Source organism: Scleromatobacter humisilvae (genome assembly GCF_023231945.1).
Lineage (GTDB): Bacteria > Pseudomonadota > Gammaproteobacteria > Burkholderiales > Burkholderiaceae_C > Scleromatobacter > Scleromatobacter humisilvae.
Genome location: NZ_JAJLJH010000006.1, coordinates 73,621 through 87,679 on the forward strand (window position 1 = coordinate 73,621; position 14,059 = coordinate 87,679).

15 protein-coding genes are annotated in these 14,059 nt (G+C 69.4%); 7 read left to right on the forward strand and 8 right to left on the reverse strand.

Features of this window, described 5'->3' with window-relative positions; genetic code table 11:
• Positions 1–49 precede the first annotated feature (49 nt).
• From LPC04_RS19240 to eda, 3 genes are all read left to right on the forward strand, one after another.
• A complete protein-coding gene (locus tag LPC04_RS19240; RefSeq protein WP_275683895.1) occupies positions 50–661 on the forward strand; it encodes a nucleotidyltransferase family protein in 612 nt (203 codons plus the stop codon).
• Between the two features lie 157 nt (positions 662–818).
• On the forward strand, positions 819–2,657 hold the full coding sequence (gene edd, locus LPC04_RS19245) for a phosphogluconate dehydratase (protein ID WP_275683896.1): 1,839 nt from the start codon (positions 819–821) through the stop codon (positions 2,655–2,657).
• A gap of 31 nt (positions 2,658–2,688) precedes the next feature.
• Positions 2,689–3,309, forward strand: coding sequence for a bifunctional 4-hydroxy-2-oxoglutarate aldolase/2-dehydro-3-deoxy-phosphogluconate aldolase (eda, locus tag LPC04_RS19250; protein ID WP_275683897.1), 621 nt, complete (start codon positions 2,689–2,691; stop codon positions 3,307–3,309).
• Between the two features lie 161 nt (positions 3,310–3,470).
• On the opposite strand, the gene LPC04_RS19255 is transcribed toward eda, so the two are convergent.
• From LPC04_RS19255 to LPC04_RS19290, 8 genes are all read right to left on the reverse strand, one after another.
• The gene (locus tag LPC04_RS19255; RefSeq protein WP_275683898.1) at positions 3,471–4,133 is read right to left on the reverse strand and encodes an FMN-binding negative transcriptional regulator; all 663 of its coding nucleotides are present in this window, start codon (positions 4,131–4,133) and stop codon (positions 3,471–3,473) included.
• Positions 4,134–4,135: 2 nt separating this feature from the next.
• Positions 4,136–4,924, reverse strand: coding sequence for an SDR family NAD(P)-dependent oxidoreductase (locus LPC04_RS19260; RefSeq protein ID WP_275683899.1), 789 nt, complete (start codon positions 4,922–4,924; stop codon positions 4,136–4,138).
• 111 nt (positions 4,925–5,035) lie between these two features.
• On the reverse strand, positions 5,036–6,019 hold the full coding sequence (locus tag LPC04_RS19265; protein ID WP_275683900.1) for an MBL fold metallo-hydrolase: 984 nt from the start codon (positions 6,017–6,019) through the stop codon (positions 5,036–5,038).
• A gap of 25 nt (positions 6,020–6,044) precedes the next feature.
• Complete coding sequence (locus tag LPC04_RS19270) at positions 6,045–7,250, reverse strand: hypothetical protein (protein ID WP_275683901.1); 1,206 nt, start codon at positions 7,248–7,250, stop codon at positions 6,045–6,047.
• An 85-nt stretch (positions 7,251–7,335) separates the two neighbouring features.
• Positions 7,336–7,761 carry an ExbD/TolR family protein gene (locus LPC04_RS19275; protein ID WP_275683902.1) on the reverse strand — a complete coding sequence of 142 codons (426 nt, stop codon included), beginning with the start codon at positions 7,759–7,761 and terminating at the stop codon, positions 7,336–7,338.
• A gap of 12 nt (positions 7,762–7,773) precedes the next feature.
• A complete protein-coding gene (locus tag LPC04_RS19280; RefSeq protein WP_275683903.1) occupies positions 7,774–8,205 on the reverse strand; it encodes an ExbD/TolR family protein in 432 nt (143 codons plus the stop codon).
• Between the two features lie 43 nt (positions 8,206–8,248).
• Positions 8,249–9,136 (reverse strand): MotA/TolQ/ExbB proton channel family protein, encoded by an 888-nt coding sequence (locus tag LPC04_RS19285; protein WP_420854748.1) that lies wholly within the window; start codon positions 9,134–9,136, stop codon positions 8,249–8,251.
• Between the two features lie 96 nt (positions 9,137–9,232).
• Entirely contained in the window at positions 9,233–9,856 is a 624-nt protein-coding gene (locus LPC04_RS19290; RefSeq protein WP_275683904.1) for an energy transducer TonB, read from the reverse strand.
• Between the two features lie 657 nt (positions 9,857–10,513).
• Here LPC04_RS19290 and LPC04_RS19295 point away from each other — a divergent pair.
• The 4 genes from LPC04_RS19295 to LPC04_RS19310 all read left to right on the forward strand — a co-directional run bounded on the left by LPC04_RS19295 (position 10,514) and on the right by LPC04_RS19310 (position 14,058).
• On the forward strand, positions 10,514–10,894 hold the full coding sequence (locus LPC04_RS19295) for a hypothetical protein (RefSeq protein ID WP_275683905.1): 381 nt from the start codon (positions 10,514–10,516) through the stop codon (positions 10,892–10,894).
• 64 nt (positions 10,895–10,958) lie between these two features.
• A complete protein-coding gene (locus LPC04_RS19300) occupies positions 10,959–11,270 on the forward strand; it encodes a hypothetical protein (RefSeq protein WP_275683906.1) in 312 nt (103 codons plus the stop codon).
• Positions 11,270–12,154 carry a hypothetical protein gene (locus LPC04_RS19305; protein ID WP_275683907.1) on the forward strand — a complete coding sequence of 295 codons (885 nt, stop codon included), beginning with the start codon at positions 11,270–11,272 and terminating at the stop codon, positions 12,152–12,154. Before LPC04_RS19300 ends, LPC04_RS19305 begins: the two co-directional genes overlap by 1 nt.
• Before the next feature lie 212 nt (positions 12,155–12,366).
• The gene (locus LPC04_RS19310) at positions 12,367–14,058 is read left to right on the forward strand and encodes a hypothetical protein (RefSeq protein WP_275683908.1); all 1,692 of its coding nucleotides are present in this window, start codon (positions 12,367–12,369) and stop codon (positions 14,056–14,058) included.
• The last annotated feature ends 1 nt before the right edge of the window (position 14,059 follow it).

Here is a 14,059-nt window from a genome sequence, read left to right on the forward strand (position 1 = left end):
CATAACCATTCAATGCGCGGTCTGAAGGAAATTCCCGCGCCATGCGCCCATGAAAAATGAACCGGCCGTCGTCGTGCTGGCCGCTGGCGCAGGGAGCCGATATCGCGGGACGCGCCACAAGCTCAGCGAGCAGCTCGGCGGTGACAGCGTCCTCGTGCGCACCTTGCGCAATGCCATCGCCTCCGAGATGTCGGTCGTGCTCGTCATTTCCGAGGCCTTGATCGACGAGGCACAGGGCCTGGTCGCCCCCGAGGACATGGTCGTCGTCGACCCGCGTTCGCAAACGGGGTGGGGTATGGGCGACTCGATCGCGGCGGGCGTGTCCATCCACGCCAGCGCCACCGGCTGGCTGGTGTTGCCGGCCGACATGCCGCTCGTCAAGCCGAGCAGCCTGCGCGCCGTCGCCGACGCGCTCGACCAGCAGCCCATCGCGTTCGCGCAGCACCGCGGCCGGCGCGGGCATCCGGTGGGCTTCGGTGCCGAGTTGTTCTCCGAGCTCGTGATGCTCAAGGGCGACGAGGGCGCGCGCCGCCTGCTGGCGCGCTACCCGACGGCAGCCGTCGAACTCGACGACCCCGGCGTGCTGTTCGACATCGACACCGTCGACGACCTGGCCGTTGCGCAACGCCGCATCGACGGCCTGCCCACGATCGCGCGCTGAATCTGGGTAGCAGCGCGCCGCGGCGCAAGCGCGCAAACTACGCATCACGGGCGCACCGGTTGCCGCCCCTTCCGATCCACGCCGCGAACCCGACGCCGACAGTCCCTTGCCGCGTCGCTGGTTTGACCATGTAACGAAGTTACCTGATAATCAGACCATGAGTTACACCGCCACGCCCTCGCTGAACGCGACCGTCGCCGCCGTCACCGAACGCATCCGCCGCCGCAGCGCCGGCACGCGCGCCGACTACCTCGGCCACGTCGATGCCCTGCGCACGCGCGCACGCGGCGCGGAGCGCCTGGGCTGCGCCAACGTCGCGCACGCCTTCGCCGGCATGCCCGCCAACGACAAGCTGCGCGTCGTCGCCGAGCGTGCGCCGCACATCGGCATCGTCACGGCGTACAACGACATGCTGTCGGCGCACCAGCCCTACGAGGGCTACCCCGAGCAGATCCGGCGCGACGCCGCCGCGCTCGGCGCGACGGTGCAGGTCGCCGGCGGCGTGCCGGCGATGTGCGACGGCGTCACGCAGGGCGCGCCGGGCATGGAGCTGTCGCTGTTCTCGCGCGACACCATCGCCATGTCCACCGCCATCGCGCTGTCGCACGACGTCTTCGATGCCGTGCTGCTGCTGGGCATCTGCGACAAGATCGTGCCGGGGCTGCTGATCGGCGCGCTGCAGTTCGGCCACCTGCCATGCGTGTTCGTGCCGGCCGGGCCGATGTCGACGGGGCTGTCGAACAAGGAGAAGTCGAAGGTGCGCGAGAAGGCGGCCCAGGGCCTCGTCGGCCGCGCCGAGCTGCTGGAGGCCGAGAGCAAGGCCTATCACGGCCCGGGCACGTGCACGTTCTACGGCACCGCCAACTCCAACCAGATGCTGCTCGAGGCCATGGGCCTGCACGTGCCGGGCGCGGCCTTCGTGCACCCGCACGACGGCCTGCGCACGGCGCTCACGCGCGAGGCGGTGAGCACGGTGCTGTCGCTCACGCGCGAGCGCCGCGACGTGCCCATCGGCGTGCAGGTCGACGAGCGCTGCATCGTCAACGCGATGATCGCGCTGCTGGCCACCGGCGGCTCCACCAACCACCTGATCCACTGGGTGGCCGTGGCGCGCGCCGCGGGCATCCTGATCGACTGGTCGGACTTCGCGGAACTGTCGACGGTGATCCCGCTGCTGAGCCGCGTCTACCCGAACGGCAGCGCCGACGTGAACCAGTTCCAGGCCGCCGGCGGCCCCGGCTTCGTGCTGCGCGAGCTGCTGAAGGCCGGCCTCGCGCACGCCGACGTGGCCACGGTCGCCGAGCGCGGCATGGCGGCCTATGGCGAGATCCCGTCGCTGCAGGACGGCAAGCTCACGTGGACGCCGCTGCCCGACACGCCGATCGACGACAGCGTCGTGCGCACCGCGGTCGAGCCGTTCGGCGCCACCGGCGGCCTCAAGCTGCTCGAAGGCAACCTCGGGCGCTCCGTGATCAAGGTGTCGGCCGTGCCGGCGGACAAGCACATCATCGAAGCCCCGGCGATCGTGTTCGACGCCCAGGAAGACCTGCTGCACGCCTTCAAGGCGGGCACGCTGGAGAAGGACTTCATCGCCGTCGTGCGCTGGCAGGGCCCGCGCGCGAACGGCATGCCCGAATTGCACAAGCTGACGCCGCCGCTGGCGGTGCTGCAGGGCCGCGGCTTCAAGGTGGCGCTGGTGACCGACGGGCGCATGAGCGGCGCGTCGGGCAACGTGCCGGCCGCGATCCACGTGAGCCCCGAGGCGCTCGGCGGCGGCCCGCTGGCCAAGGTGCGCGACGGCGACGTCATCCGCCTGGACGCGGTCGCCGGCACGCTGCAGGTGCTGGTGCCCGAGGCCGAATGGGCGGCGCGTCCGCTGGCCGAGCGCAGCCAGTCGCTGGCCGAGTCGCACGGCGCCGGCTTCGGGCGCAACCTCTTCGCCGGCATGCGGCGCAACGTCAGCACCGCCGAAGAAGGCGCGTGCACCTGGCTTTGATGGAGCACCTATGACTTCCCAGAGACACCCCGTGAATCCGCTCGAGCTCGCCTCCTTCGGACCCGTGATCCCCGTCATCGTCGTCGACCGCGTCGAGGACGCCGTCCCGATGGCCAAGGCGCTGGTCGCCGGGGGCGTGCGCGTCCTCGAGGTGACGCTACGCACCGCGGCCGGCCTGCCGGCCATCGCGGCCATCGCGCGCGAGGTGCCGGACGCCATCGTCGGCGCCGGCACGGTGCGCGGCGGCGCGGACGTGCACGCCGCGCACGAGGCAGGCGCCCGCTTCATCGTCAGCCCGGGTTACACCAAGGCCGTTGGCGACGCGTGCAAGTCGCTGGGCGTCGCGCTGCTGCCGGGCGTGTCCACCGGCAGCGAGATCATGATGGCCGCCGACGACGGCTTCACCTTCCTCAAGCTGTTCCCGGCCACGGCCGTCGGCGGCATCCCGCTGCTGAAGGCCTTCTCCGGCCCGTTCGCCGACATCGCGTTCTGCCCGACGGGCGGCGTGACCGTCGAGACCGCGCCGCAGTTCCTCGCGCTGCCCAACGTGAAGGTGGTCGGCGGATCGTGGCTGACGCCGGCCGACGCCATGAAGAGCGGCGACTGGGCGCGGATCACCGAGCTGGCGAAGCAGGCGTCGGCGATTCGCTGACTCTTTGCCTGCGGCGCTTTTAGCCCGCCGCGATGCGTCTGGCGATCCGTTCGCGAATGTCCGCTGCGGCAGGGCGGCCCGGGGCTTGGAAACGCAGGCTCGCCTCAGCGACGCCGCCGGGCCAAGGCGCCGCAGGCGAACACATCCCGATCAAGGCGTCGTTACTTCGAGGCAGCGTCCCGCCGCCGCTGCTCGACCGCCTGCATCGCCTGCGCGAGCGCATCGGCTTCGGGCTGCCGATCCTGCGACGCGTCGGATTCGAGCCCCAGCACGACCCCCGTCCGATCCTCCGCCGAACGGTTCTGGCTCAGCTTGAACTTGCCCTCGACGCGCGTCACCTCGATCTCGATGCCGACGATGGCCTTGAGCATCGTGTCGATGTAATCGGCCGGCGCATCGGATACCTGCCAGGGTACCGCGCGCCCGCCCTCGTGGCGCTCGGTCAGGCGCGTGACGAAGGCGCGCAGCCATGCGGGATCCTCGATCGCGCGCAGCCTGCCGTGCACCTGCACCATCGCGTAGTTCCACGTCGGCACCGCCTTGCCGTGCTGGAACTTGCTTGGATACCAGTTCGGCGACACGTAGGCCTGCGGACCCTGGAACAGCAGCAGCACGGGCTGGCCATCGGCCTCGCGCCAGAGCGGATTGGCGCGCGCCACGTGGCCCGTCACGCGCCAGCCGGCGTCGGTGCGCGCTACCTCCAGCGGCAGGATGTCGGCCGCGAGTTCTGCGCCGCCTCGGATCAACGTCGCCAGCGGATGCGCCTGCATCAGCGCGAGCAGCGTGTCGGCGTTCTGTTCGACGAAGTGCGCGGGCTGGTACATGCTCAGGCCTGGACGGTGTAGTTGAGCGCGAGCCGGCCGCCGTCGACGTAGACGATCTCGCCGGTGACGTAGCTGGACGCATCGCTGAGCAGGAAGCCGACGACGTCGGCGATCTCCTCGGGCTCGCCCAGGCGCTTCATCGGCGTGCGGCCGAGGATGCGCTGGCGCGCGGCGTCGCTGGTGAGGACGGCGTCGCGCGCCAGGTCGGTGGCGATCGTGCCCGGCGCGACCGCGTTGACGCGCACGCCGTGGTCGACCAGGCCCAGCGACATCGCGCGCGTCAGCTGGTTGATGCCGCCCTTGCTGGCGTTGTAGCTCGCGATCGTGGCGATCGCCATCAGGCCGTTGACCGACGACATGTTGACAATCGCGCCGCGCTTCTGCGCCACCATCTGCTTCGCGACCGCCTGGCCGACCAGGAACGAGCCTTTCAGGTTGACGTTGATGACCGCGTCCCAGTCTTCCTCGGTGACGTCGAGGAATTCCGCGGCGCGGAAGATGCCGGCGTTGTTGACGAGGCCGTCGATGCGGCCGAACTCGCTGACCGTGGTGGCGGTGGCGGCGTCGACCTCGGCCTTCGAGGACACGTTGCAGCGGATGAAGCAGGCGTCCTGGCCCGCGGCGCGCAGTTCGGCGGCCAGCGCCTGGCCCGGCGCCTCGGCGACGTCCCACAGCGCGACGCGCGCGCCGTCGCGCGCGAGCCTGCGCGCGCACGCGGCACCGATGCCGTTGGCGGCCCCGGTGATGACGACGACACGGCCGCCGAGGCCGAAGGAAATGGTGGTGCTCATGGAGATTCTCTGGAATCGGAGACGGGAAAGTGGCGCGCCATGGCGGCGGACCGTCGATGCCAGCACTATACGGCGCGGCGTTCGTCGACAGGGCGAACCGGCGCCTGCGTCTCAGGCGTTGGCAGGGGTGGCGGAGGCGCGCGACGGCCGATCCAGCCACGCGATCAGGCCGGCGGCGTTGAGCGCGGCGTCGTCGCGCAGCAGCGCGGCGATCTGGTCGTCGGGCAGCGCGACACCGAACGCGCGCGCGCCGTCGCCGTACAGCGCCATCAGGCCCGACGTGATGGCCTGCAGGCGATCGGGCGCGTCACGGCGGGCGAGCGCCACGGCGACCGTCGCCTCGATCATCGCGAGCAGCCGCTCGGCGCAGTCGGCGACGCCGGTGATGCGGCTGTAGTGGGTCAGGAACATCTGCCGCGGCGACGGCGCCGTCAGCCGCGCGATCGACGCGCGCATGGCCTCGGGATCGAACTGCACCGGGGTGGTCGTCGGGAAGATGAAGGCGCGGCCGCCGACGTCGAACTCGGGGTAGGCCATGCCGAAGTTGTCGCCGGTGAACCAGCCCTGGCTGCGCGCGTCCCAGATGCAATGATGGTGCAGCGCGTGGCCCGGCGTGTGGGCGAACAGCAGCGGACGGCCGGCCAGCGAGATCGTCTCGCCGTCGGCGGTGACGCGCACGCGCTCGGCGGGCACCGGCACGAGGCTGCCGTACGCTTGCGCCATCTGCGCCGCACCATAGACGGCCAGCGCGCCCTGCCACAGGGCGGTCGGATCGATCATGTGGCGTGCGCCGCGCGGGTGCACGACCAGCTGCGCGCCGCGCAGCGCCTGCATCAGCTGGCCGACGCCGCCGGCGTGATCCAGGTGAACGTGCGTGGCGATGACGAAGTCGACCGCCGAACGCGGCAGGCCCAGCGCGTCGAGTGCGGCCAGCAGGCGCGGCACGGCGAAGGCGGTGCCGGTGTCGACGAATGCGGCGCGACCGCCGTCGGCCACCAGGTAGGCGGCGTCGAAGCGGTCGCGATGGAAGCCGGTGTCGATGGCCCAGAGGCCGTTGCCCAGCGGTTCCACGAACGAGGGCAGGGCGTCGGCCAAGGCGCGACTGCCTCCCGTTGCGGGCTTACTGGCCAGCGCCGAGGGCGATGTACGCGCGAGCGACGTCCACCGCGCCGTCCGTGCCCTGCACCGTGCGCAGTTGCTTGACCGCGGCGGCCTTGCCCTTGCCCGACTGCAGCATCGCCACGCCAAGGCGCAGCTTGGCGTCTTCCGGACGCTTCAGGCTGTCCTTGGCGATGCCTTGCTGGATCAGCTCGATGCCTTCGTCGTACTTGCCCATGGACGCGTACTCGGCGCCGATCGCGACCAGGTCGTCGCCGGTCTTGCCGGCCTTGGCGTCGGCGGCGCGCTTGGCCAGCGTGGCGGCGTTGTCGGCCGCCGTCTTGTTGACGAGGTCGCGCAGGCGCTGCTGGCGCGCGGCCTGGGCGCCGGTGCCCAGCACGCCGGCCGCGTAGCCCTTGTCCACCACCATCTTGGCTTCGGCGGGCAGCTGGGCCTGCAGCAGCAGCTGGGCCATTTCCAGGTAGTCGTCGGCGGACGTCAGGTTGCCCGACGCCAGGCGCAGGCGCAGCAGGTCGAGCGAGAAGCGCGACGAGAAGCCCGGCTTGCCCGGCAGGTCGGACAGGTAGATGCCGGCGTACTGCTTGTTGGTCGGGTAGTAGGTGACCAGCTGTTCCTTGACCTGCAGGTCGCCCACCTTGTTGCCGGTGTGGCGGTATGCATCGGCCAGGCGCAGGAGGTCGTCTTCCTCGGGGCGACGCCCGCCGGACACCGCGGCCTGGACCTTCGCCGCGTTGTCGCGCGCGATCTGGCCGTAGTCGCCGCTGGAGCCTTGCACGTAGTCCTGGATCTGGCGGACGCCGGCGCTGTTGTCGCCGTCGGCCTTGGCCTTCTCGACCCACTGCATCGCCTTGGCGTTGTTGTGCTGCTGCGCATAGATGCCGGCGATGGTCTCGGCCAGTTGGCCGGCCTCGCCGCTCGGCACCTTGCCGGTGGCGAATGCCGCCTCGAGCTGCTGCGCCGCCGCGCCGTTGTCGCCCATGCGCTGGTAGGCCGCGCCGCGGATGCGCGCGAGCATGTAGTTGTCGTCGGGGCCGGAACCCGTCACGCCGTTCAGCTTGGCCAGGGCTTCCTTGGCCTTGCCGGCGCGCACGAGGTCGCTGGCTTCCTTGAGCGGCTTGGCGACGGCGGCGGACACGGCATGGGCGGCCTGCAGTTGCAGGAGGCCGGCGGCCAGCAGCAAGGCGGCCAGGAGACGGTTGGTCTTCATGGGTTTTGCGAACCTGTAAGTGACACTCTGAATGGGAGAAGGCGCACTGCGAGCAGTGCGCCTTCCGAGGTGGTACGTCGTGTGATCAGTGCGTGAACTGTTCGTTCCCGACGATGCCGAACTTGGTGACGCCCAGGCGCTGCGCCTCGGCCATCACTTCGGCCACGTACTTGTACGGGGCCAGCTTGTTCGGGATCAGGTGAACTTCCGGCTGATTGGCCTGCTGGGTGATGCGGTAGAGATGGGTCTCCAGGTCCGCACGATCCTTGATCACTTCGTTGTTCCAGCCGATCTGGCCGTCGAAGTCGATGACGATCTCGACGACTTCGGGCTTGACGGCATCCGGCGGCGGCGTCGAATTGACCGGCATGTTCAGCTTCACTGCGTGCGTCTGGATCGGGATCGTGATGATCAGCATGATCAGCAGCACCAACATCACGTCGATCAACGGCGTGGTGTTGATGTCGACCATCACGTCGCCGTCTTCGCTGGCGCCTGCGCTCATTGCCATGTTGTTGGCTCCTTATTGGTTCGGCGGCGGCTCGGTGATGAAACCGACCTTCGCGATACCAGCACGCTGGCAGGCAAACACGACGCGACCGATGGACTCATACCGGGCGCCCTGGTCGCCGCGGATGTGCACTTCGGGTTGCGGCTTGATCTTGGCCTTCTCGGTGAGCAGGCTGACCAGCTCGTCGATGTCCTTGATCTGGTGCGTGTTCCAGTAGACGTCGCCGTCCTTGCTGACCGCCAGCAGGATGTTCTCCGGCTTGGTGACGGTGACGACGTTCTTTTCCTTGGGCAGCTCCAGCGTGATCGACTGCGTCACGACCGGGATCGTGATCAGGAAGATGATCAGCAGGACCAGCATCACGTCCACGAGGGGCGTCGTGTTGATGGTCGAGTTGACCTCTTCCTCGTCGCCGCTGCTGTCGCTACCGACGTTCATCGACATGAGGATTCCTTCGCGTTCAGGCGTTCAAACTTAAAACGCGAGTTCAGCGCTTGCCAGCCAGCAGGACGTTGTGCAGGTCGCCCGAGAAGGCACGAACCTTTTCCATCACCGACTTGTTGCGGCGAACCAGCCAGTTGTAGCCCATGACGGCAGGAACGGCGACGGCCAGGCCGATGGCGGTCATGATCAGCGCTTCACCGACGGGGCCCGCGACCTTGTCGATGGAGGCTTGGCCGGCGATACCGATCTGCGTCAGGGCGCCGTAGATACCCCAAACGGTACCGAACAGGCCGACGAACGGAGCGGTGGAGCCGACGGTGGCCAGGAAGGCCAGGCCGTCCGACAGGCGCGACTGGATGTTTTCGACGGCGCGCGAGACGCTCATCGAGATCCAGGTGTGGCGGTCGATCTGCTCGACCAGCGTGCCTTCATGGTGCTCGCTGGACTTCAGGCCGGATTCGGCGATGTAGCGGAAGGCCGAGCCTTCATCCAGCGTGTTGGTGCCGGCCTTGATCGAGCCCGCGGTCCAGAAGCCGTCGTTGACGCCGTTGGCGCTTTGGAACATCTTGCGCTGTTCCCAGTACTTCGTGAAGATGATGTACCAGCTGCCCATCGACATGATCAGCATGATGATCAGGTTGAACTTGGCGATCCAGCCGCCGTCGCGCCACAGCGCGCCCAGGCCGTAGGGGTTCTCGATCGTTTCCTTGCCGACGGCGGCCGGGGCGATCGGTGCCGCGCCGGTGTCGGCGGCGGCGGGAGCCGGCGTCGCCGAGGCGTCGGAAGCAGCGGCGGGGGCAGCCGGAGCTGCAGCCGTCGCGTCCGCCGGAGCCGATGCTTGCGCCAGAGCGGTGGTCGGAGCGGTGGCGACGGTCGCCAGCGCGAGGAGCGCGGCCGCAAAGGGAGTGCGCATCGAGTTCAGAAAGGACATGTTTCCTCCGGGGAGAATGGAACCGGCCTGCATGTCGGTCATGGCCGGGTATCACAGAAAAAAGGGGAAATTGAAGCGGGCCGTCCGGCCCGCCGGCTACTCAAGCTTCCAGGCGTAAGAAACTTCGACCTGGGTACCGACCGGGTGGCCCTCGCCGTCGATGCCTGGCTTGAAGGGGCACGTGGCCAATGCTGCCTTGGCGGCGTTGTCCAGCAGGCGATTCTCGCGCGACGAGCCGGACGAGCCGACCACGTCGGCCGCGGTGACCTTGCCGTTGGCGTCGACCGTGAAGCGCACGCGCGTCACGCCGGAGGCCTGGGCCCGCAGCGCGGCGGCCGGGTACTCCGGTTTGCACGACGGATCGTTGGCGTTGATGATGGCCGGGCGAGCCGTGATGGACGGCGGCGCGGGCGGGGTCGGCGTCGGGGCGACCGCCTCCACCTTGCGATCCGGAGCCGCGGGCGGCATCACGTTCGTCGTCTGGATCTGGTTCTGCACCGGAGGCGGCGGCACATCGACCGGCGGCGGCGGCACGTAGACCGGCGGCGGCGGCAGGTTCTTGGGCGGCGGCGGCAGATCCTTGGGGGGCGGCGGAGGCGGCGGCGGCGGGGCGTCGACGACCTTCGTCTCGGTGACCATGACCTTGTCGACGACCTTCTTGGCCAGGCCCGAAACGAGGGCATAGGCCAGCAGCACGTGCATGATGACAACGATGATCAAGCCGGTAGGGTGCTTCCCCGGATTGCGCTGCGATTCAGCAAAATTCACTCGAAATACCTCCAGACGACCCCTCGGGGCGCTGCATCTTTTCTCGCACACCACAGCGCGGCTGCGCTGCGAAGTCGCGAACTATAGCGTGATCCCGTACTTCGACCTTTACGGGTTTCCCTTAATTTTCGACACCTCTATCGCGTTTAAACCGCACCGAATTTTGTCTGGGCGCCGATTGGCAGTTGCTTGTGACAGGCAACCCGATCGAACGACCGTTCGTTTCGCTAGCACGGAACGGATGTACGGAATCGCAAACTTCATGCCAGATTGCACTAGGCCCGGAGGCAAGAAGCGTTCCGCCCGTAGCCAGACTACGCGCCGGCATGTTCGTGTGAACACCTGCCCATCATCGGCAAGTCAATCACCTCGTCAAGGTATTGTCACCTGAACCGGATTGTGACTTTGGCGCTCGGATTTGGGAAACGCCCGCACATCTCACGCCGATCCCGGGCTGCGGGCGTGAACTCCCCGCCGCGGGCCCCTGCGTGATCTTTTGCGCGAAACGCGTCTTCGCCTGGCCACAAGCCACCCTTCGGTGGGATGCGCAGTGCCTCCAAAAGGCGCACATTGGAAGCACGGGATCCCGTTGCGCGAAAGGAGCCGATCATGGACGCACTGACGCTGGTGCTGCTGGCCTTGCTGGTGCTGGCCGCGCGGACGTTCCATTGGCGGCACCAGTTCGCCGCCTGGGAGCCGCTGTGGCGCTTCCGTTCGGGCCCGGTCACCGTCGAACTGCGCCGCCATGCCGACCTGGCCAGGCTGGAGCACGACTCTCTCGAATACCCGCAACCGCGCGAGTTCCGCATCATCACGATGCGCCTCGGCGCCATTCCGTTGTGGTCGCAGCGGGCCAGCGTGTGCCTGCCCATGGAAGCGGATGCGCGCATCGGCGCCATTGCCGCTGGCGAGTTCGACCACCTGTTCGACGCGCATTTCCGGCGCGGCTGGACACATCGGCCGGCGCGCCTGGCCGCGCGCGCCCACTGAGCGCGCGCGTCGCTCCCGGTTGAAGGACGCCCGCGCGGCGAGCGTTGGCGGATACTGACCAGCCATGTCGCTGCGCGCCGCCGCCTCCGCCGTCCTCGCCAGCACGCTGGCCTGCGCCTGCGTGATCGTGCCGGTGACGACGGCCGACTACGACCCCGACTGCCGGATCGTCACGCACCACATGGAACTGCAGGCGGTCCAGGTCGCCGAGATCAATCACTGCAGCAACCAGGGCTGCGGCGTGATGGTGATCGCCGCGCTGGGCGTGACCGCCGCCAGCGCGATCGTTTCCGGCTCGATCGTCGTCATCGGCAACATGGCGTATTGGGCCGAGCGCCGGGTCGGGTGCGTCGCGCCGCCCCCCGCCGCGGGCTGATGCGCCGGCGGTCGCTGTGCGCCCTGGCCGCGGCCGGCATCGCGCTGGCCGGCTGCGCCTTCTTCGAGCCGTTCGAGGCGGCACGGCCGATCGGCCCCTGCGGATTCGACGCCGCCAGCCTGCAGTTCGACGGCGACGCCCTGGCGCAGGCGCGCTGCCTCCTGCGGCCGGTCGCCGCCGGCGGCGTGCTGTCGCCGGCCCCCGCCGTGCTGCCCGACTCGCTGGCCGCGCTGATCGGCCAGCCCGTGGGCGACCTGAAGCCGCAACTTCGCCGCTACCTTGCCGCGCGCCACATCGCCGACGCGGCCATCGGCGGCTCGCTGGACGCACCGCTCTCGCGCGCCCGCGACGACGATCCCGCCTCGCCCGCCGCGCGCTACCTCGTGCTGCACGACACCAGCACGCCCTGGCTCGGCGACGCCACGACCTTCCCGCCCGACGACGATCCCGCGCTGAACGCGCTCGCGCGCTTCGACGGCCCGGACGCCGTCGCGCACGTGTTCGTCAACCGGCGCGGCGAGACGCTGCTGGGCCACGATTTCGGCATCCCCTGGCGCGCGACCCAGCTCGAGACGCGGCGCGTCGGCGTCGCCGCGCGCGGGCTGTTCCTGCACGTCGAGCTGGCGCAGCCGCGCCGGCGCGACCCGGCGGGCAGCGCGCGCAACGACCGGATCGCGCCGCTGCCCGGCTTCACGGACGCGCAGTACGCGCGGGCCGCGCTGCTGTATGCGGCCGCGAGCGCGCGCCGCGGCGACTGGCTGATCCCGGCGTTCCATGCCGCGCTCGACGAGGGCATCGCCGGCGCGCACGACGATCCGCAGCACTTCGAGATCGCGCGCTTCGCGGCCGCGCTCGAGCGCCTGCGCGACACGCTCGCGCGCTGACCTGCGCGCGCGCTCGACGGCGCCCGGGCCTTTACAAGACTCCAACAATTTTCAGCTCGCGCTCAGTCGCCGACTGTCATCGCGCCACCGTCGCGTGGCGTTGAAAAAGTCACACGTCCGGGCGGTGCGTCGAGCGGCCGAGCACGCGCTCCAGCGCGTCTCGACAGGTGCGCGCCTTGCCCGCCAAGCCTGACCTTCGAGGAGACTCCAACATGCGGCGAATCACATCCTGGATCGCGCTGGGCGCGGCGACCACCGGCCTGCTGGCGGGCTGCGGCGACGGATACGATGACGGGTATTGGAACAACGGCCCCGGCGGCAACGAGCTGATCAGCTATGTCGGCACCACGGGCGTCTTCGCGGCCTGGGCCGACTCGGCCACCGGCTACTACGCGGCGGCCGACATCGGCAGCTATGCCGGCAAACGCCAGTCGCTGCACGGCAGCATCGACTTCATGACCGGCCAGGACCTGATGCAGCCGGCCGGCGTCGAGATCTACAAGACCAGCGACGGCCACATCCGCGCAATCGACCTGGCGTCCTTCGACCAGCCGCACAGCCGGCAGATCTCCAGCGAGACGGCCGCCACGGTCGACGACACCTGCTCGCTCACCGGCACGCAGGTGGCCGGCGCCCACACCGACTACGCCGGCGTGTACTTCGCGGCCGACCTGCAGAACCCGGTCAACTCCGCCTACTTCTACCGCCTGCCGGGCCTCGACGGCGCATGCAACACGGCCGACGACGTCGTGCACATGGTGCGCACGGGCATGTCGTCGACCGACGCGCCGATCACCGTCACGGCGATGCCCATCGCGACCGTGCACTCGGCCACCGGCAGCATCACCGGCTTCGTGATCAAGAGCGGCGCGACGCTCGCGCTGGTGGACAACAACTTCGCCAACCCGGTGACGCTGGGGACCTTCGCGAGCCCGGTGGGAGTGGCCGTCGCGCTGCCGGTCGGCACGACGCAGGGCTACCCGACCGCGCAGCTGTTCCTCGTCGACGGCAACATCGTGCGCGTGAACTACGCGAGCGCGGCGACGTCGGCGCCGCTGTTCACGATCCCCGCCTGGACACCGACCAGCAACGGCGCGCTGTTCGCCGCGTCGCCCACCGCGCTCTACGTGGCGGTCAACACGGCGGCCGCGGGCGGCACGCCGGAGTCGGCCAGCATCTACTCGATTCCCGCCGACGGCTCGTCCGTGGCCGCTCCGATCGACACCGAGACCGCGCACATCGACAGCCTCGTCTTCCCCGTAGCCGGCACCAACGTCGTCTGGGGCGAGGCCGCGCCCACCTACACGATCCGCGCAATGGCGCAGTCCGGCGGCAGCCCGTTCACGGTCGTCAGCAGCACGGTCAGCGGCGGCACGTTCAACGCGACCGCGACGGCCGTCTACTACACGACCTGGGCCAGCGTCACCGATTCGAGCGCCAAGACGGTCACGCGCACCAATACATCCAGCGGTATCAGCGGACTCGACGGCAGCGTGATCCAGGCGCCGCTCGCCAACTCCACGTTCGCCATCGGCGGCGAGCAGCAGCCCTGGCCGGACGACACCACGACCACCGCCACGCCGTTCGAGACGATGATCCAGATCCAGAACCTGTCGCCGGTGACGGCGTCCGATCCGGCCAACGGCTACACGTACACGGTCGACGGCGTCAGCGGCGGCACGCTGGTCGCGATCCCGACCAGCACCAACGTGCCGGGCGCGACGATCGGCACGCTGTCGACCAGCCACACGATGTGGCTGACGGGCACTTTCCGCGACGCCGGCCACACCGGCTTCATCGAAGGCACCAACGTCGCGTCCACGGCGAATCCGTCGACGCGCGCGCTCTACCTGCTCAACACGCACCAGTCGGACACGCTGATCCGGATCACGCCGAACCTGTAGC